17 protein-coding genes are annotated in these 17,448 nt (G+C 63.8%); 6 read left to right on the top strand and 11 right to left on the bottom strand.

The window, feature by feature from the left end:
• Positions 1 to 6 precede the first annotated feature (6 nt).
• Complete coding sequence (locus DWV00_RS18365; protein ID WP_181885511.1) at positions 7 to 414, bottom strand: organic hydroperoxide resistance protein; 408 nt, start codon at positions 412 to 414, stop codon at positions 7 to 9.
• 345 nt (positions 415 to 759) lie between these two features.
• Between DWV00_RS18365 and DWV00_RS18360 the strand changes: the two genes are divergently transcribed.
• Genes DWV00_RS18360 through DWV00_RS18350 form a run of 3 tightly spaced genes read left to right on the top strand, consistent with a single transcriptional unit; the run spans position 760 to position 3,418 of the window.
• Positions 760 to 1,311 carry a redoxin family protein gene (locus DWV00_RS18360; protein WP_115535038.1) on the top strand — a complete coding sequence of 184 codons (552 nt, stop codon included), beginning with the start codon at positions 760 to 762 and terminating at the stop codon, positions 1,309 to 1,311.
• 47 nt (positions 1,312 to 1,358) lie between these two features.
• Positions 1,359 to 2,099, top strand: coding sequence for a response regulator (locus DWV00_RS18355; protein WP_115535037.1), 741 nt, complete (start codon positions 1,359 to 1,361; stop codon positions 2,097 to 2,099).
• A 44-nt stretch (positions 2,100 to 2,143) separates the two neighbouring features.
• Entirely contained in the window at positions 2,144 to 3,418 is a 1,275-nt protein-coding gene (locus DWV00_RS18350; protein ID WP_115535036.1) for a sensor histidine kinase, read from the top strand.
• Between the two features lie 39 nt (positions 3,419 to 3,457).
• Here the strand turns inward: DWV00_RS18350 and DWV00_RS18345 are convergent, their stop codons facing one another.
• The 9 genes from DWV00_RS18345 to DWV00_RS18305 form a co-directional block, all read right to left on the bottom strand.
• Positions 3,458 to 3,952: a phosphatase gene (locus DWV00_RS18345; protein ID WP_245964927.1), complete on the bottom strand. Its 495-nt coding sequence runs from the start codon at positions 3,950 to 3,952 to the stop codon at positions 3,458 to 3,460.
• Positions 3,953 to 4,079: 127 nt separating this feature from the next.
• Complete coding sequence (locus DWV00_RS18340) at positions 4,080 to 5,438, bottom strand: NAD(P)/FAD-dependent oxidoreductase (RefSeq protein WP_115535035.1); 1,359 nt, start codon at positions 5,436 to 5,438, stop codon at positions 4,080 to 4,082.
• A gap of 118 nt (positions 5,439 to 5,556) precedes the next feature.
• The gene (metC, locus tag DWV00_RS18335; RefSeq protein ID WP_115535034.1) at positions 5,557 to 6,753 is read right to left on the bottom strand and encodes a cystathionine beta-lyase; all 1,197 of its coding nucleotides are present in this window, start codon (positions 6,751 to 6,753) and stop codon (positions 5,557 to 5,559) included.
• Between the two features lie 108 nt (positions 6,754 to 6,861).
• Entirely contained in the window at positions 6,862 to 8,490 is a 1,629-nt protein-coding gene (locus tag DWV00_RS18330; protein ID WP_115535033.1) for a rhodanese-like domain-containing protein, read from the bottom strand.
• Between the two features lie 149 nt (positions 8,491 to 8,639).
• Positions 8,640 to 9,236 carry a cysteine dioxygenase family protein gene (locus tag DWV00_RS18325; protein WP_115535032.1) on the bottom strand — a complete coding sequence of 199 codons (597 nt, stop codon included), beginning with the start codon at positions 9,234 to 9,236 and terminating at the stop codon, positions 8,640 to 8,642.
• A gap of 82 nt (positions 9,237 to 9,318) precedes the next feature.
• On the bottom strand, positions 9,319 to 10,080 hold the full coding sequence (locus tag DWV00_RS18320; RefSeq protein WP_147297939.1) for an amino acid ABC transporter ATP-binding protein: 762 nt from the start codon (positions 10,078 to 10,080) through the stop codon (positions 9,319 to 9,321).
• 27 nt (positions 10,081 to 10,107) lie between these two features.
• A complete protein-coding gene (locus DWV00_RS18315) occupies positions 10,108 to 10,800 on the bottom strand; it encodes an amino acid ABC transporter permease (protein ID WP_115535030.1) in 693 nt (230 codons plus the stop codon).
• Between the two features lie 4 nt (positions 10,801 to 10,804).
• The gene (locus DWV00_RS18310) at positions 10,805 to 11,497 is read right to left on the bottom strand and encodes an amino acid ABC transporter permease (RefSeq protein WP_115535029.1); all 693 of its coding nucleotides are present in this window, start codon (positions 11,495 to 11,497) and stop codon (positions 10,805 to 10,807) included.
• A gap of 16 nt (positions 11,498 to 11,513) precedes the next feature.
• Complete coding sequence (locus tag DWV00_RS18305; RefSeq protein ID WP_115535028.1) at positions 11,514 to 12,341, bottom strand: transporter substrate-binding domain-containing protein; 828 nt, start codon at positions 12,339 to 12,341, stop codon at positions 11,514 to 11,516.
• A 221-nt stretch (positions 12,342 to 12,562) separates the two neighbouring features.
• On the opposite strand from DWV00_RS18305, the gene DWV00_RS18300 reads away from it, so the two are divergent.
• Positions 12,563 to 13,435, top strand: coding sequence for a LysR substrate-binding domain-containing protein (locus DWV00_RS18300; protein ID WP_115535027.1), 873 nt, complete (start codon positions 12,563 to 12,565; stop codon positions 13,433 to 13,435).
• A 79-nt stretch (positions 13,436 to 13,514) separates the two neighbouring features.
• A complete protein-coding gene (locus tag DWV00_RS18295; RefSeq protein ID WP_115535026.1) occupies positions 13,515 to 14,702 on the top strand; it encodes an aminotransferase class V-fold PLP-dependent enzyme in 1,188 nt (395 codons plus the stop codon).
• Between the two features lie 35 nt (positions 14,703 to 14,737).
• Here DWV00_RS18295 and DWV00_RS18290 read toward each other — a convergent pair whose 3' ends face one another.
• Entirely contained in the window at positions 14,738 to 15,640 is a 903-nt protein-coding gene (locus DWV00_RS18290; RefSeq protein WP_115535025.1) for a LysR family transcriptional regulator, read from the bottom strand.
• 154 nt (positions 15,641 to 15,794) lie between these two features.
• On the opposite strand from DWV00_RS18290, the gene DWV00_RS18285 reads away from it, so the two are divergent.
• Positions 15,795 to 17,111, top strand: a complete 1,317-nt coding sequence (locus tag DWV00_RS18285; protein ID WP_115535024.1) for a serine hydroxymethyltransferase — start codon at positions 15,795 to 15,797, stop codon at positions 17,109 to 17,111.
• The last annotated feature ends 337 nt before the right edge of the window (positions 17,112 to 17,448 follow it).

Here is a 17,448-nt window from a genome sequence, read left to right as displayed (position 1 = left end):
AACGATTTACAGGACGGAAAGCGCAACCTCGATGTTTCCGCGGGTCGCCTTCGAATACGGACAGATCTGGTGCGCACGCTCCACGAGGGATTGCGCAACGTCATGTGCGAGCCCCGGCAGCGTCACGTTCAGCCGCGCTTGAAGGAAGAAGCCCTTGTCCGGATCGGAGCACAAGTCGACTTCCGCGGCGACCGAAGTGTCCGCCGGCACCTTGACGCCGATCTCCTGAGCGGCGCGCCCCATCGCGCCGATGAAGCAGGCGGACCAGCCCGCGGCGAACAACTGCTCCGGATTGGTGCCTTCGCCGCTGGAACCCGGGGGCGAGAGCTTGATGTCGAGGCGATGGTCGTCGCTGTGCGAGAGGCCGCTGCGACCGCCGGTGGTGTAGGTCTTGCCGGTGTAGACGATGGACATGATCGGTTTCCTTGTCGATTGAACTATTGAGATCGGCCTGCCCGGGGTGGGTAGCGATGCGTTGGCCGGTGTGCATATGAAACCGCGATGACGTATCCGGGTTGTATCCAAGCAGGCGCCGAAAGGCATCGAAATGTGTAGCGGCCGGGTCCGGATACGTTCCGATACAAATCTCGACGCCCGAGGCCGGCTGGCGGGCGCATCCGTTTGCAGGATCCGTTCGTACAAACGGATACAAAAGGCCCTCGAAGCCGACACGTTCGAGATACGTCCGGGAGATCAAATACCCGTCATGGCGGCGCGCCCGCACTGCCACCTACCCGCTCAAGCAAAGGCAGACCCATCATGAAATCGCTTCGAATCGCCGCCGTATTGGCCGCCCTGAGCGCGGCCGCGGTTGTTTGCTGGCCCACCGCCTGGACGGCGGCAAGCGCCGAGGATCCCGCCGTCGGCGCGCCGGCGCCCGATTTCACCGGCGCCGATCGCTGGTTCAATTCGGCTCCGCTGACGATTGGCGGCCTGCGCGGCAAGGTCGTGCTCGTGGAGTTCTGGACGCGAGAGTGCATCAATTGCATCCATGTCTTGCCGCATACCAAGGCGCTCTACGACAAGTACGCCGGAAAGGGGCTCGTGATCGTCGGCGTGCATACGCCCGAGTTCGACGAGGAGCGCGATCCGGCCTTGCTTCAGAAAGCGATCGCTCAATTCGGGATCACTTGGCCCGTGGCGGTGGATAATGACGCTCGTATCTGGAATGCGTACGGAAACCGTTATTGGCCGGCCCTCTACCTTGTCGATCAACAAGGTCATGTGGTCTATCGCCATGTCGGCGAGGGGGACTATGACGAGACCGACCAGCGCATTCGGCAGTTGCTGGACAAACCGCAGAGCAAGTAACGGCAACACAACATCGGCAACGCAACGTTGGGAGCACGTCAATCAGCATGGAACACGTCGACAATATTCTCGTCGTCGATGACGATCGCGAGATCCGCACGGGTGTCGTGGAGTACCTTCGCAAGAACGGTTTGCGCGCCAGTGCGGCCGTGGACGGCCGCGACATGTTTGCGCAGCTGGATACCTCGGCGTTCGACCTCGTCGTGCTGGACATCATGATGCCCGGCGACGACGGTCTCGTGCTTTGCCGCACGCTGCGAAGCGGCAAGCATCGCGCGTTGCCGATCCTGCTGCTGACGGCGCGCGACGACGAAACCGATCGCATCGTCGGCCTGGAGATGGGCGCCGACGATTACGTGGTCAAGCCGTTCTCGCCGCGCGAGCTGCTCGCGCGGATCAAGGCCGTGGTTCGACGCACGCGCATGCTGCCGCCGAATATGCGCATCACCGAAACGGTCGAGATGGTGGCGTTCGGACGTTGGCGGCTGGATACTTCCGCACGCCACCTGCTGGACGAGGAAGGTACGATCGTGCCGCTGAGCGGCGCGGAGTTTCGGTTGCTGCGCGTATTTCTCGATCATCCGCAGCGCGTGCTGTCGCGCGACCAGCTGCTCAATCTGACGCAGGGTAGGGATGCAGAGCTGTTCGATCGCTCGATCGATCTTTTGGTGAGCCGCTTGCGGAGTCGTCTGGAAGATAACAGCAAGGATCAGTCGTATATCAAGACCGTGCGCAGCGAAGGTTATGTGTTCAGCATGCCGATCACCGTACACGGGGACAACGCGTGAGCAGCTCGGCATTCATTGCACCGAGGCGCTGGTTGCCTCGCAGCATGGCCTCGCGGATTTACCTAATCATCCTCGTCGGGCTGATGCTGGCACAGGGCCTGTCGTTTGCGCTGATGTTCTACGAGCGCAACCAGAGTGCCACCACGACCATGTTCGACACGGTCGAGCACGAAGTCGGCACTTCGGTCGCCATGCTCGACCGGTTGCCCGCAGCCGAGCGCGCCAACTGGCTGGGCCTTCTGCAGCGCGACAACTATCGCTTCGTGCTCGGACACGGTCAGCCGGGCATGCCGCTGACGGCGGCGAGTTCGCGGCAACTCACGGCCCGGATCGCGAAAGAGGTCGGCCCCAATTATCACGTGCAAGCTGACGCGATCGTCGCGACGCCTGGGCGCTATCAAGTGCACTTCACGTTGCACGACGGTGCTCCGCTCACGCTGGAAGTGATTCCGCGAGGTGTGCCGCCCATCGCGCGGTGGCTGCCGGTCGTGCTCGTCTTGGAGCTTGCTCTGCTGCTCGCATGCACCTGGCTGGCGGTGCAGTTGGCCGCGCGGCCCTTGGCGCAACTGGCGCAGGCTGCGGAAGGCATGACGCCGACGGCGGATGGTCCGCGCATGAGCGAAGACGGCCCTGTCGAGGTGGCGCGTGCCGCGATTGCCTTCAACACGATGCAGGATCGCATCGCCCGCCATCTCAAGGAGCGGCTGCATATCCTTGCGTCGATCTCGCATGACTTGCAGACGCCCATCACGCGCATGCGCTTGCGCGCGGAATCGCTGGACGAGGGCGAAGAGCAGCGAAAGATTCTCGGCGATCTGCACGAGATGGAGCATCTGGTTCGCGAGGGCGTCGCTTACGCGCGCAGTGCGCATGGTGGCGCCGAGGTACCGGTGCGCATGGACGTGAAGGCTTTTTTGGAGAGTCTCGTATTCGATTACGAGGATATGGGCAAACCCGTCGCGCTGGTGGAATCCATCGGCGGCGCAGCCATGGTTCGCCGGCAAGCGCTGCGGCGGGTGCTCGGGAATCTGATCGATAACGCCGTCAAATATGGCGGTTCGGCGGAGGTCGGTGCCTGGCGTACCGAGGAAGGTGCGATGTGCATCGCCGTGCGCGATCGCGGACCGGGCATTCCCGACGCGCTATTGGACGAGGTGCTGCAACCGTTCTATCGAGTGGAAGGCTCGCGCAATCGCGATACGGGCGGTGCCGGGTTGGGGTTGGCCATCGCTACGCAATTGACGCGCGCCATCGGCGGTAGCCTTGAACTTTCCAATCGCGAAGGGGGCGGGCTTGCCGCGGTCGTGACTTTGCCATGAGGTCAAAGCCGGCGAGCACGCGGCGACCGGCTTCGGGGCTCAGCGGCTGTTTGGCGTCAGCGCTGCGCGTCGTGGATCCCCGTGCAAAACATTCCAAAGGCTCGGGCCGTGCCCAACCTTCGATGTGGGGATTTCGTCGCCGAATCGAACGCAATGGGGCATGCCGTATTGCTCGGCTTCTTGGCGTTCCCGCTCGCTGCCGACGACCGCGGCGGCGCACTCTCGCGGAACGCCGAGCGCATCGAGCGCCGCATCGAACGGATGCCGCTTCGTGCCCACGGCCGTTTGCTGCGCGTCCGTGACGACAACCGAGAACTGGTCGAGCATCTGTGAGCCGAGCGTACCCTCGAACATCGCGTTGAGCCGCGACGCGGGCAGCGTCGTTACCAGCCCTAGGCGATATCCTTCGCTCGACACTTTATCGACCCATCGCATGATCGCGTTTCGTTGGCGGTGCGATTCGGTCGAATCGGGTTTCGCTTCGATCTGTGCGAATGCCGCATCGAGTGTCGCGACGATAGCTTCGATGACCACGTGTCGTCCTCCTTCAATAGACTTCACAATAAGGCGGCATGCCGCCGCCGATGCGGGCAGCGAGCCTAGGCTCGCTGCCCTCTCGATCCCTGATTACCTGTTCACCTGCCCGATTCCCGTCCTTCGGTCAGTGCAGCTTGATCGCTGGACGATTGCGGCTTTGCAGCCAATGGCTCAGCGATTGAAGCAGCGTCCGCTTCGTCCCATGCAGGCCGAGCAGGTGCTTGCGATAAAGAAACTTGTACAGCCCGATCGCGGCGAGCCCGTCGATGATCAGCGCGCGCGAACGCGTGCTCGGCTCGGTCTGGTAGACCGCCCCGGCTTGCCCCAGCGAGACGACCGTGCCGGCATCGTGGAACGCGAACCCGGCGACGGGCTTCACCGACAAGCGCTGCTCGAACGCGCGCACGAGATACAACGCCTGCTGATGCGCGACTTGCGCGCGCGGCGGCAGGAATCCGCGCTTGCCTTGCACCGGACACGCGGCGCAATCGCCGAATGCGAAGATGTGCGGATCGTCCGGCGTTTGCAGCGTATCCGTGACGATCACTTGGTTCGACGCATTCAAGGCAATGTCGCCGAGCTGCTTCAGCATCGCGGGCCCCGCGACACCCGCGGCCCAAATCGTGATGTCGCTGGCCAGTCGATCGCCGGTTGCGGTGACGATCGCATCGTGCGTGACTTCCGCCACGCGAATGCCGGTCAGCACGTCGATGTGCAACTGCTCGAGCCGCGCGTGAGTCTTCCCGGATAAGCGCTCGTCGAGCGCGGGGAGGATGCGCGGGCCGCCCTCGATCAGACGGATGCAAACGTCCCGCTCCGCGACCAACGCCTTGAAGCGGTACGTCGTCAATTGGTTCATCGCATGCCGGAGGGCGGCGGCCAACTCCACGCCTGTCGCTCCCGCGCCGATGACATTGACACAGACGGGCTGCACCGGCTGTCCCGGCTGTTCCTCGGCTTGATAGTTGGCCTTCGTGCAGGCGGCGAGAAACGTCCGGCGAAAATCCTCCGCTTGCTCGAGGTTTTCGAGCGGAAGCGCATGTTCCGCCGCCCCCGGCACATTGAAGAAATTCGTCACGCTGCCGACCGCGAGCACGAGATCGTCGTAGTGCAACTCCCGGGCCGGAAGAATCTGCGCACCTTCCGCATCGAGTACCGCGCCGATCTTCGCGACACGGCGGGTGCGATCGACACGTTGGAGATCCCCCTGGACGAAACGAAAACCGTACTGCCGCGCTTGCGCGGCGTATTCGATCGTATGCGTCGCGGGATCGCGATGGCCCGACGCGGCTTCGTGAAGAAGCGGTTTCCAGAAATGCGTCGGATAGCGGTCCACGAGCACGATCTCGGCAAGGCCGCGTTTTCCGACGGTGTTTGCGAGGCGCGTCGCCAACTGCAGGCCGCCTGCGCCGCCACCGACGATCACGATACAGGGAGTGCGCGTGCCGCGCTCTGTAGCGGGAGTGAGCTGGGTGTTCACCATGATAGTGCTCCTCAGTTGAGTCGATGTGAATGACCGCTTTCGAGACTCGACAATAGGGGAGCGTGTCGGCAAAAACAATTTAATGTTTATAGCCGACTCATAGGTTTTTGCTTATCAGTCACGCCTCGAGTGCATCGAGGCCATTCGAGAGATCGGCGATCAGATCTCGCGGGTCTTCGAGTCCGACGTGTAGACGGACGATGGGCCCTGCGTCGTGCCAATCCTCGCGCGTGCGCGTTTTCGCGACGTTGACGACCGTGGCGAGGCTCTCGAAGCCGCCCCACGATGCACCGATGCCGAAAAGCGAGAGGCCGTCCACGAAGCGTTCCGCGGCTTCGTTCGACGCGTTCGCCAGCTCGAACGAGACCAGTCCGTTGGTGCCCGTGCAGTCGCGTTGCCATAGCGCGTGGCCCGGATGATCGGGAAGCGCGGGGCAGAACACGCGTGCGACGGTGCGGTGTGCCGTCAGCCAATGCGCGATCTCGAGGGCGTGCCGTTCGTGCATCGTCAGCCTTGCTTTCAACGTGCGTGTACCGCGCAGCACTAGATAAGCATCGTCGGGGCTCACTGCGGCGCCTTGCGCATCGCTCATCGTCGCGAGCCGCTGCCACGCCGCTTCCGTTGTCGTGACGGTGCCCATCATCACATCGGAGTGACCGCCCAAGTATTTGGTCGCCGCCATGATCGAGACATCGGCACCCAGTGTCAGAGGCCGATACTGCAGGCCGGATCCCCACGTGTTATCGGCGACGAGCAGCGCTTCATGGCGATGCGCGATCTCGGCGAGCGCGGGTAGATCGCACATTTCATAGACGAGCGATCCCGGGCATTCGGCGTAGACGAGCCGCGTGTCGGGCGTCATGCGGCTCGCCGCATCGGAGCCGTCCGCGCGGAAATAGGTGACGCTCACGCCCCACGGCTCGAGAAAGGTGCTGACGAAATGCCGCAGCGGCTGATACACGCAGTCGGAAATCAACGCATGATCGCCGGGGCGCAGGTACGCGAGAAACACCATCGCGATCGCCGCGAGCCCGGTTGGAAAGAGCCGCGTGCGATAGCCCCCCTCGAGTTCGGCCACGACATCCTCGAGTGCGAACGCGGTCGGATTGCCGCGGGCACCATACGTGAACAGCCGCTCGGTGCCGCGGCGGCGGCGTGCGTCGTTCATGTCGGCCATGGTATCGAAGAGCACAGTCGATGCGCGCACGACCGATGGGTTGACCGCGCGGCCTCCATCGACCGGCGTGGACGTGCCGCCTTTGACGAGGCGGGTGGCCAGGCGAGGGGAGTGCGAATCTCGGGGTTCTCGGGGCATGGGTAAGGATGAGCGTCTAAAGGATGGACGTCTAAGTGCGGGCGCTAGGCGCGGGCAGATTGATGTTTTTCTGGGCGTACAGGCCGGCACGGCCTGCACACCCAACGGTCACTTCGTCACGGCCGACGCCCCGATGCGGAACGTGCCGCGTTCGTCGTCGTCGAGCTGCGCCAGCAAGCCGGTCTCCCACGCGAGATATTGGCGAGCCGCGGCCTTGTTGCCGTCATGGCGATCATGCACGAAGAACAGGTAATCGATGCATGCTTCGTCGGGCGGGGCATCGGGCGTGCTGCTCACTGGCAGTCCGGCCGCCGCCCATGCGGCGAAGCCGCCCGCGAGCACCATGACGCGACGTCGGTCGTCGGGGGTGCGGCGGCGCCACTCCGCGGCGAATAGCTCCGCCACGCCGCGTTCGTCCGCGATCAGCACGATGTCACGCTCGGGCGATAGCCCGCGGTGTTCGCGGCGTTCGTGCAGGTCCGGCAATCTCGGACGGATCGCCCATCGCGATCCCGGCACATGCGCGCCGCGGAAACGCATGCTCGGCCGCAAATCGACAACATGCACGCGCGCCGCTTCCAATGCATCGGCGAGCGCGGCGGCGCCGGTCTCCTCGAGCGTCGTGCCGACCGATTCCGGCACGACCGGCAGCGACACGCCGCTCGCTAGACCGCCGCGCAGCACGATCGCGTCGTGGCCCAGCTGCCGCAGCCAGGCCGCGACGATCGGCGCGCGCACGCCGTCGCTGTCGAACAGGACGATGCGCGCATGACGGACAGCGACGTACTGGTCCGTCGCCTGGATCAATTGTCCTCCCGGCGTATGTTGCGCGCCGGGCAGCGAGCCGGCAGCGAATTCCTCGGGCGTACGCACGTCGCACAGATACAGCGTGCGCGCGGCGTCGTGCGCCCATTGCGCGAAGGTCTCGGCATCGACTTCGGGCACGGCGCAGCGGCCCGCCAGCGTCCGGCTCGCATCCCGCATCGAATCGAGCGCAGCGGGCGCTACTGCCTCGGGATAGCGGCGCGCGCTGCCATGCTCGAGCGGCAGATCTTCCAGGAACCATCCTTGTGTTCCGTTCGCGAGCGCCATGACGGGGTTGGGGAGGCCGAGATTGATCAGCGTCTGCGCGCCGATGATGCTGCGCGTGCGGCCCGCGCAATTGATGACGATCGGTGTCGCGTCGTCGGGGACCAGTTCGCGTATCCGATAGCCGAGTTCGCCGTTGGGGCAGCAGATCGACGACGGAATGGTCATCTTCCGGTACTCGCCGAGCGGACGGCCGTCGAGAATCACGACCGCCTCGCCGCGCTCGCGCTTCGCCGCGAGTTCGCGTGCCGTGATGCGCGGCGTGCCGTAGGCATGCTCGACCAGCTCGCCGAATGTTTTCGACGGCACGTTCACGCCGGCGAATAGCGTATAGCCGGCCTTTTGCCACCCGCGCGTGCCGTCCGCGAGGACATGGACGTTCGTATAGCCGAGTTCGGCGAGCCGCTCGGCGGCATCGAGCGCGACCGTCGCGTCGGCGTCGTACAGCACCGTGCGCGCCGTGCGGCGTGGAACGAGCCGTCCGATCTCGAGTTCGAGACGGCTGTAAGGGAGCGGCACGCCGTGAAAGAGATGCGCTTCGCCATACTGGCCGTGTTCGCGCACGTCGATCAGCGCGATCTCGGCGCCGTCGCGCAGCCAGCGCTTGAGCGTGGAAGCATCGACCAACGATGGGGTGAGTGAGGTCATGTCGCAGTGTTGCTTAGAGTTGTACGGAACCACACCGATTGCCGAGGCAATACGGCGCCCGGGTCCTGCGCGCGAATGGCGCGGACCTGCGTCGATCGAAGGCGCCGCCGCGGGGGGCTTCGCCTGGGACTTAGAAAATCGCTGTTGGGCTAGCGGCGCGTCTTCACGCCGATGCCCATCGCCTGGTAGGTGCCTTTTTCCACGTCGAACGTGATGCGCTCGGTCAGCGTTTCGAGGGCGCGGCCGTACATGTGCAGATGACGGATCGGCGTCTCGCCCTTGATCTCCACGGCGTGAATGTCTTCCGCGGCGAGCGCGATGCCGTGGCCGGGTTCGACCACGACCGTCTGCGTGACTTCGACCGAGCCCACATTCGGCGTCTTGCCGTCGTCGGTTCGCCGATAGAGGTAGTTATGTTCGATGCCGTCGACGGCCGCGATGCAGGCCCACGTCGTATGGTTATGCGGCGTGATCTTCTTGCCGGGACGCATGACGTTCAGATACAGCGCATACGTCTGATCGGCATCTTCGTGAATGAGGTAGCGCGCTTGCAGTTCACCGTCGGCGGGCGGCGGGAAATCGCTTTCGTTCCATAGTTCGCGGCGGGCCGCGAGCGACTTGACCTGCTCGAGCACGGCGGCGAGCGCGGCGCGCGTCTCGCCCGCCGGCGCGAGCTGGGCTTTCATCGCGGCGATCGCGTCGGCGACGACGGCTTGGCGTTGTGCGGACTGAGAGGATGTGGACATGAGGGGCGGGGCTCCGAATCGAAAGTGCGTGAGTACGATGATGAAAAAGGGGGCGACGCGCGTGTCGGTCGCGTCGGAGGCGTTAAGCCGCGCCTTGCATGGCAAGTTCGCGCGGAGATGGACGCAGGACGTCCTGCAGAAAGCGCTGCGCGCGCTCGTGCGCCGGCCGGCTGAAGAAGCGGGCGGGCGGCGCGTCCTCGAGCAATCGGCCCTGGTCCATGAACCAGACGCGGCTCGAGACTTCACGCGCGAAGCCCATTTCGTGTGTGACGATCATCATCGTCAGGCCTTCTTCGGCAAGACCGCGCATGACCTGCAGCACTTCCTGCACCATTTCCGGATCGAGCGCGCTGGTCGGCTCGTCGAACAACATCAACGGCGGCTTCATCGCGAGTGCGCGCGCGATCGCCACGCGCTGCTGCTGGCCGCCCGACAGATTCGCGGGCATCGCGTCGATCTTGTTGGCCAGCCCGACTTTGGCGAGCAGGCTTTCGGCTTGGGCCGTGGCCTCGTCGCGCGTCATGCCGAGCACCTTGGTCGGGCCGAGGATCAGGTTTTGCCGCACCGATAGGTTCTGGAACAGGTTGAAGCTCTGAAACACGAAACCGATACGTGCGCGCAGCCGATTGAGCTTGACGTCGCCGCCGTTCACGTCGCGGCCCTCGAACAGAATGCGGCCTCGCGCAATGGCCTCGAGCCGCGTGACAGTGCGTATCAACGTCGATTTGCCGGAGCCTGACGGCCCGCATACGACTACGACTTCTCCTCTTTCGATCGAGGCGTCGATGCCTTTGAGCACGTGGTGCTCACCGTAGTACTTGTCCACCTGTTCGAAGGCGAGCATGGTCATGGTCGCGTTGCTCCGGCGAAATTACGCGAGGCCCGCGCGCCGGCGGGCGATACGGCGCTCCAGCTGCCCCGCGAAGCGCGAGATGGCGAAGCACAGAACGAAATAGAACGCCGCCAGGACGAGGAACGTCTGCAGCGGTTTGGTGAGCGTGATCGTGTTGACCTGCGCGGCCGAGTACGTGAGTTCGGGCACGCCGATCACGTAAGCGAGCGACGTCGCCTTGATGATCGACACGAACTGATTGACGATCGACGGCAGCATGTTGGCGAGCGCCTGCGGCAACTGCACGTAGCGCATGCTCTGTAGCCACGACAGGCCGTTCGAGCGCGCGGCCTCCATCTGGCCGCGCGGCAGCCCTTCCAAACCGGCGCGGACGATCTGTGCGAGGAACGCGCTCTCGTAGACGATGATCGCGCAGACGGCCGTGGTCACCGCGGATACTTCCGCGCCGACCAGCAGCGGCACCGCGAAATAGGCCCAGAAAATCAGCATCAGCAGCGGGATGCCGCGGATGAGCCGCGTCCAGACGCCGGCGGCGCGCTGCATGGCGCGCCACGGCGACACGAGGGCGAGGCCGATCGCGACGGCGATCGGAAACGACACCACGAGGCCCAGGCCCGCGATGACGAGTGTGATCGCCACGCCGCCGAGCGGGCCGTGCGGCCAATTGCCGACGAGAAACAGCGCGAGATAGTCGTGCAGGATCGCGAACATAGGCTCAGATTCCAAGCGGAGTCGTGCGGCGTTTCGCGAATTGATCCGACAGCGCCATCAGCGCGAGCGTGCCGATGAGATAGAGGATCGTCGCGATCAGAAACAGGTCGAAGGTGCGGAACGTCAGGTTGTCGATTTGGCGCGTGTTGTAGAGCAGCTCGTGGACGCCGATCGCCATCGCGAGCGAGCTGTCCTTGAATAGCCGCAGCGCCTGGTTCAGCAGCCCGGGCAGCGCCACGCGAATGCCTTGCGGCAGGATCACGTAGCGCAGCGCCTGCAGATGCGTGAGGCCGATCGACCATGCCGCCTCCTGCTGCATGTACGGAATCGTGCGCAGGCCCGAGCGCAGGTCTTCCGACATGAACGCGCCGTAGTTGAGCGCGAGCGCCACCGTGGCGAAAAAGAACTCGGTGTTCCCGGCGTTGACCCAGTGGTAGATCGGCGCGGGCAGCAGCTGCGGCACGCCGAAGTACCAGACGAGGATCTGCACGAGCATCGGCACGTTCCGGTGATATTCGACGATCGCGATCACGAGCGCTTTGAATGCCTTCACCGGCAGCGCCCGCAGCGTGGCGAGGACGAGGGCCGTGACGATCGCGAACAGGCCCGACGCCGCGAATAGCTTGAGCGTGGTGAGCACGCCGCCCCACAGCAGCGGCAGATACCCGCCTTCGATCAGAAACGAGAAGTGGAACATGCCCAAGCGCCTCCGCTTACTGCGTCTTGATCGGTTCGACTTTGTAATCGCGGGTGAATTTGTAGGGCGAATCCGCGCCGAGCCACTTGTCGAAGCTCTTTTGCAACCCGTCCGACTTGTCGTAGTTGCCGAGGATCTTGTTGACGGCGGCCATCAGTGCGGGCTCGTTCTTGTTCATCACCACGCCCCAGTGCTCCTCGTAGACCGGCGCGGCGAGCAGCCGGTATTGCTGGCCATGTTGTCGCGCGGCTTCGATGGCGAATCGGGCGAGGATGTTTTGCCCCGCGACGAGACCGTCGACCTTGCCTTGGGAAAGCGCAAGGAACGCCGACGGAATGTCGTGGAACGTGAGCAGGTTCGAGTTCGGCAGGCGCGTGATGGATACCGCGGCCGAACTCGACCCTTCGGACGCCGCGATCTTTTTGCCTGAGAGTTGATCGAGGCTCTGAATCGGCGAATCGGCGCGAACCAGCACGCGAATGGGCGCGACGTAGTACTGATTGCTGTAGTCGACTTGCTCGGCGCGAGCAGGCAGCCAGGCCATCGCGGCGGCGAGCACGTCGACGCGATGCGTCTTCAGTTCGGGAATGCGGGCGTCGGTCGATAGGGTGCGATGTTCGAGCTTGACGCCGAGCCCTTGCGCGAGTGCATGGCAGACGTCGACGTCGAAGCCGACGATTTGACGCGTGGCCGGGTCGGGGAAGGCATACGGTTCGCTGGCGTTCTGCGTGCCGCAAACGAGCGTGCCGCGTGCCTTGATGTCGGCGAGTTCGTCGGCGCGTGCGCAGCCGATCGCCGCGGCAGTGAGAATGATCGTCAGGACAGCTAATTTTCGTTGCGACATAGAGCCGTGTCTCCTCCAAGAGTGAAAGGTGCCGCGACCATGGACATGTGCGTTCGGACGTGCGCCGTCCCGCGCCGCAGCCATGCGTCGGCGTACTCGTATATCTTCCGTTTTCATAAGTTGTGCTTGAGTATGGGCAAGCTTATAGGCCAAAATTTGGGCAAACAATTTAATTGTTTGCCCGAAAACATTAGTGTGATTGAACGATCGGCTCCCGCCAAATGAGAAATCTCGATATCGATCTTCTGCGCACGTTCGTCGCGATCGCGCAGCGCGAAACGTTCGCGGCGGCGGCCGAACAGGTGGGCCGCACCCAGTCCGCGATCACGCAGCAGATGCAGCGGCTCGAGCAGGAAGTCGGCTGCGTGCTGTTCGCGAAGCGGGGCAGGCAGAAGTCGATGACGGCCGACGGCTCGCGTTTGCTTGCCTATGCGCACAAGATCCTCGCGCTCAACGACCAGGCGGTTCAGCTCGCCCATTCGCGCGGCGTCGGCGAAAAAGTCCGCATCGGATCGCCGCACGACGTGTCCGATTCGATCCTGCCGAATATGCTGCGGCGCCTGTCGAAGCTGTCCACCGAATTGGAAATGGAGATCAATGTCGGCCGCAGCCCGTTCCTGATGGACGCATTGCGCGACGGTGAACTCGATCTCGTGATTTCGACGCGTTACGACGACGCGTTTCCCGGCGTGATGCTGCGCACGTCGCCGATGGTTTGGATCTGCGCGGAAGATTTCACGTACAACCCGGGCGAGCCGGTCCCGCTCGTGATGGCCGACGAGCTGAGCCTCTTTCGCAAGCTGTCGATCGCCGAGCTCGACGCGAACGGCATCCCCTGGCGCACGAGCTTCATGTCGCGCACGCTGACGGGCATCAAAGCCGCGATCAGCGCGGGCCTGGGCATCACCGCGCGGACGACGGAACTGCTCGACGCGAACATGCGCGTGCTGACCGAGCACGACGGTTTGCCACGCTTGCCGGAGGTCGCGTTCTACCTGTACGTGCAGCCCACGTGCGCGAGCCCCGTGCTGCGCGATCTGTTCGAATCCACGGAGCGGATCGCCACGCGCTTCGGGCCGCCGTGGCATGACTAGCATGAGCGGGTTCTAAAAAGTTCTTGACAATGGAACCCGTAGCGTCAAAAAATGGAACCTACATAGAGCGAGGTTCACCATGAGCGTGTCTGACAGAATCGTTGCCGTCCGTGCCCAATTTCCCGTGATGGAGCGCCTGCTCTATCTGGATTCCGCACACCAGACACCGCTCGCCACGAGCGTTCGGGCCGCGCTCGAGGCGTTTTACACGCAAGGGTACGAATTGGCCGGCCCCAAGCCAGTTTGGCTGAGCCGAGCCGAAGACGTGCGCCGGCAAGTGGCGCGATTCTTCAATGCGTCGCCGAATGAAATCGCCTTCACGAAGAACACGTCGGAGGGGTTGAACATCGCGGCGAACGCCGTGCCTCTGAACGCGGGCGACAACGTCGTGCTCATCGAAGGCGACCACCCGAACAATGCTTACGCATGGCTCAATCTGAAGCGCAGGGGCGTGCAAGTGCGCTTTGCCAAGCTCCGCGACGACGAAATCGCAACGGCGCAGACTTTCGCGCCGTACATCGACGAGCGGACGAAAGTCATCACGCTTTCGCACGTCACGTTTCATGCCGGCCAAATACACGACCTCGCCGGCATTGGCCGGCTTTGCGAGCAGCGTGGGATTCTGCTCGTGGTCGATGCCATGCAGTCCGTCGGGGTGGTCCCGGTGGACGTAAAGGCGCTCGGCATTTCGGTGCTGGCCGCGGGGACGCATAAGGGGCTGCTGGTCCCGCAGGGGCTGGGCATTCTGTACGTCAAGGAAGGATTGGACGCATTGCAGCCCGCTTATGTGGGCATGTCCAGTGTGGCTCGCCCGCCGGCCGATTACATTGCACGCCCCGACGATCTTGAACTGCGCGCGGACGCGGGCCGTTTCGAATACGGCAACCTCAATTTGCCGGATCTGCACGCCTTGTCGGCTTCGATCGACCTGATCGAAGGCATTGGCGTGCCGGAAATCCTGAAGCATGTAACGGCGCTAGGCGACCGCTTGATCGCCCACCTCGACGAACTCGGTATCGCACTCATCGGCCCGCGCGAGCGCGGCCAGCGCGCGCATATCTACGTGCTCAAGGTTCCGGTTCAAAAATGGGCGGACCATTTCGAGCGTCATCGGGTTCGCGTGTCGCCCGAGCGCGGCGGCATCCGTGTTTCCTTCGGCATGTTCAACACGCCGGAAGATGTCGATCGACTCGCCGAAGTCGTCAGGCACGGACTGACGGATGGAGTAGGGGACGGCACGTCGGACGCGGCGGCCGACGTCGATTGACGCCAATGATCGTCGCTTGACGCTGCGCGCGGCGGTCAGCCCAGGAGCCGCGATGCCGTCCGGACGACTTCCTCGACGAATGCGTTGACGGCCGGGTGCTTGCGCTCGCCGCGGCGGAAGGCGACGTAGATCTTGCGGCGCACCTCCGGTCTCAGCTTGACCCATGCGATGCCGGCGAGCGGACGTGTTTGCCGGAGTCCCGGAACGATGGACACCGAACAGCCGGAGGCCACCATGGCGCCCACCATCTCGAATCCGCGGCACTTGGCGTTGGTGCGCGGCTCGTACCCGGCGCGGCGGCACAAGCTGGCGATGAAATCGCCGAATACACTCGACGTCGAATCGATCGCCCACGTTTCGTGTTTGAGATCGGCCACGCTCAACGAGGCTTTTCGGCTCAACGCGTGGCCGGCGGCGAGAACGACATGCAGCACGTCCTCGGCCAGCGGCACGAGCCCGACGCTCTCGTTGTTTTCACCCAGCACGATCGACAGATCGTCGATCAACGCAATGTCCGTCCGCCAGGACCGCAGTGCCGCGAGTCCGTCGACGGGCTCCATTTCTTCGAGCACGACTTCCAAACGCGGAAACGCCTGCTGCAGTGCTTTCACGGTCTCGGGCAGCACGGCCGACGCGACCGAAGGAAACGCGGCCACGCGCAACTCGCCGGCGATTTCCTGCCGCAGCTGCGCCATTTCCGAACGCGCCTCGTCCAGTACGACCATGATGCGCTCGGCGTGCGCCACGAGCGCTTGGCCGGCAGGCGTCAGCCGCACGCCGCGGCCGACGCGCTCGGTCAGTTTGACGCCGGCCTCGTCCTGGAGCTGCGCGATCTGTTGCGAAACGGCCGAAGGCGTCAGGAACAGCGCGTCGGCGGCGGCCGCTATCGTGCCGCAGCGCGCGAGTTCGCGCAGCGCTTGCAAACGTCCGACATCCATCGCATCACCCCTTTGCAATTGAACAGAACGGCTAACGTATATCGTCAAAAAACATAAATATACATAAGCATATCGGCCTCCTACGATTGATCGAAAGCTGGTCAACGCCAGTCAACCAACGGGCCGGTGCGGCCCGATCAAGAAGGAATTCGCCATGTTGGAAGCGCGTACTTGGGTCCCGCCGGAATCGGAAAACTATGTTCAGGCGCTGGCAAAACGCTTTGCCGCGCAAACGCCCGAGCAGAACGAGAGAGACTTGCTGGCGTTCGTCGAAGAAAACCGTGTCATTCACGAGCGCGACTGCTTCAACCTCAATCCGGCCACCAACGCCATCAACCCCAAGGCCGAGGCACTGCTGGCCGCGGGCGTCGGCTCGCGGCCGTCGCTCGGCTATCCGGGCGACAAGTACGAAATGGGCTTGGAGGGCGTCGAGAAGATCGAGGTGCTGGCTGCTGAATTGGTCGCCCAAGTATTCGACGCGCGCTACGCGGAAATACGCGTAGCATCCGGCGCCCTCGCGAATCTCTACGCCTACATGGCGGCGGCGAAACCGGGGGACACCGTGTTCGTGCCGTCCGCCACGGTGGGCGGCCACTTCAGCCATCACGCGAACGGCGCCGCCGGGATGTACGGGGTCAAGCCGTACCTCATGGCGTTCGACGGTCACGGCTATACCGTCGATCTGGATGCGTTGCGCGAGGACGCGCTGCGGCTGCGTCCCAAGGTCATCACGCTGGGCCAGAGCCTGAACCTGTTTGCGCATCCCATCCGGGAGGTTCGAGCGATTGCCGACGAGATCGGCGCGATCGTGCTTTACGACGCGGCGCACCTGTGCGGGCTGATCGCCGGCCGCGCGTGGCAGCAGCCGTTGGAGGAGGGCGCGCATCTGATGACGATGAGCACGTACAAGAGCCTGGCGGGCGCCCCCGGCGGATTGATCGTGACCAACGACGCGCGGATGGCCCAAAAGCTCGACGCCATTGCCTATCCGGGCATGACGGCCAACTTCGACGCGTCGAAATCGGCGTCGATCGCCATGACGATGCTCGATTGGCAAGCGTTCGGTGAGGCCTATGCGGCGGAGATGGTCAGGACGGCCCAGGCGCTTGCCGGCGCGCTCGTCGATCAGGGCTTGCCTGTGTTCGCCCGGGACCGCGGCGCGACGACGTCGCATCAACTCGCGATCGAAGCCCATCGATTCGGAGGAGGCCATGCCATGGCCAAACTTCTGCGGCGAGCCAACATTCTTGCGTGCGGCATCGGTTTGCCGCTCCCGGAGATCGAGGGGGACGTCAACGGGCTGCGGCTCGGCACGCCGGAACTTGCGCGGTGGGGAATGACCGCGGGCGACATGCCGCAACTGGCGGCTTTCATCGCCGATGTCTTGCTGCGCCGACAGGCGCCCGAGGATGTCGCGCCGGCCGTGAGCGAGTATCGCCGGCGGTTTTCCGAACTGCATTACCTGCGTTGAGTCGCACCCGTGGACCGGTGGGGCGCGGCGACATCGATGAGTAAGGATAACTTTCGATTGATGTAAGAGCGTGTCGTCTTTTTTTTCTATTGGGTTCGCCATATCGTGGGTCTAGAGCGCGTGGCGTTCCCGCTTTTCTTTCGCGCTTCGATATAGTTCCAAAAAATGGTAGGGAAAGCACCGATTTTAGGAATCTAATCGAAACATAAAATTCAGTCATCGAGATCCTCCATCAAGGTTCGAGCGCGGCAGTCGAGTGCGCAATGGTCGGGAGAGTCGGAGATGGCGATGTGCAAGCGCAGACCGCCGGCAAGTTAGCAGTGCTAAGCAAATTGGA

It is taken from the genome of Trinickia dinghuensis, from assembly GCF_003367175.1.
Classification (GTDB): Bacteria; Pseudomonadota; Gammaproteobacteria; order Burkholderiales; family Burkholderiaceae; genus Trinickia; species Trinickia dinghuensis.
The sequence above is the reverse complement of the archived record's forward strand: the minus strand, read 5'-3'. Positions and strand labels throughout refer to the sequence as shown.

Bases quoted from the DNA above. Each gene is read 5' to 3' on its own strand.
- DWV00_RS18290 (WP_115535025.1), bottom strand. From the start codon at position 15,640: ATGGATGTCGGACGTTTGCAAGCGCTGCGCGAACTCGCGCGCTGCGGC.
- metC (WP_115535034.1), bottom strand. From the start codon at position 6,753: ATGCCCCGAGAACCCCGAGATTCGCACTCCCCTCGCCTGGCCACCCGC.
- DWV00_RS18325 (WP_115535032.1), bottom strand. From the start codon at position 9,236: ATGTCCACATCCTCTCAGTCCGCACAACGCCAAGCCGTCGTCGCCGAC.
- DWV00_RS18330 (WP_115535033.1), bottom strand. From the start codon at position 8,490: ATGACCTCACTCACCCCATCGTTGGTCGATGCTTCCACGCTCAAGCGC.
- DWV00_RS18305 (WP_115535028.1), bottom strand. From the start codon at position 12,341: ATGTCGCAACGAAAATTAGCTGTCCTGACGATCATTCTCACTGCCGCG.
- DWV00_RS18355 (WP_115535037.1), top strand. From the start codon at position 1,359: ATGGAACACGTCGACAATATTCTCGTCGTCGATGACGATCGCGAGATC.
- DWV00_RS18360 (WP_115535038.1), top strand. From the start codon at position 760: ATGAAATCGCTTCGAATCGCCGCCGTATTGGCCGCCCTGAGCGCGGCC.
- DWV00_RS18285 (WP_115535024.1), top strand. From the start codon at position 15,795: ATGTTGGAAGCGCGTACTTGGGTCCCGCCGGAATCGGAAAACTATGTT.
- DWV00_RS18340 (WP_115535035.1), bottom strand. From the start codon at position 5,438: ATGGTGAACACCCAGCTCACTCCCGCTACAGAGCGCGGCACGCGCACT.
- DWV00_RS18365 (WP_181885511.1), bottom strand. From the start codon at position 414: ATGTCCATCGTCTACACCGGCAAGACCTACACCACCGGCGGTCGCAGC.
- DWV00_RS18320 (WP_147297939.1), bottom strand. From the start codon at position 10,080: ATGCTCGCCTTCGAACAGGTGGACAAGTACTACGGTGAGCACCACGTG.
- DWV00_RS18315 (WP_115535030.1), bottom strand. From the start codon at position 10,800: ATGTTCGCGATCCTGCACGACTATCTCGCGCTGTTTCTCGTCGGCAAT.
- DWV00_RS18350 (WP_115535036.1), top strand. From the start codon at position 2,144: ATGGCCTCGCGGATTTACCTAATCATCCTCGTCGGGCTGATGCTGGCA.
- DWV00_RS18295 (WP_115535026.1), top strand. From the start codon at position 13,515: ATGAGCGTGTCTGACAGAATCGTTGCCGTCCGTGCCCAATTTCCCGTG.
- DWV00_RS18310 (WP_115535029.1), bottom strand. From the start codon at position 11,497: ATGTTCCACTTCTCGTTTCTGATCGAAGGCGGGTATCTGCCGCTGCTG.
- DWV00_RS18300 (WP_115535027.1), top strand. From the start codon at position 12,563: ATGAGAAATCTCGATATCGATCTTCTGCGCACGTTCGTCGCGATCGCG.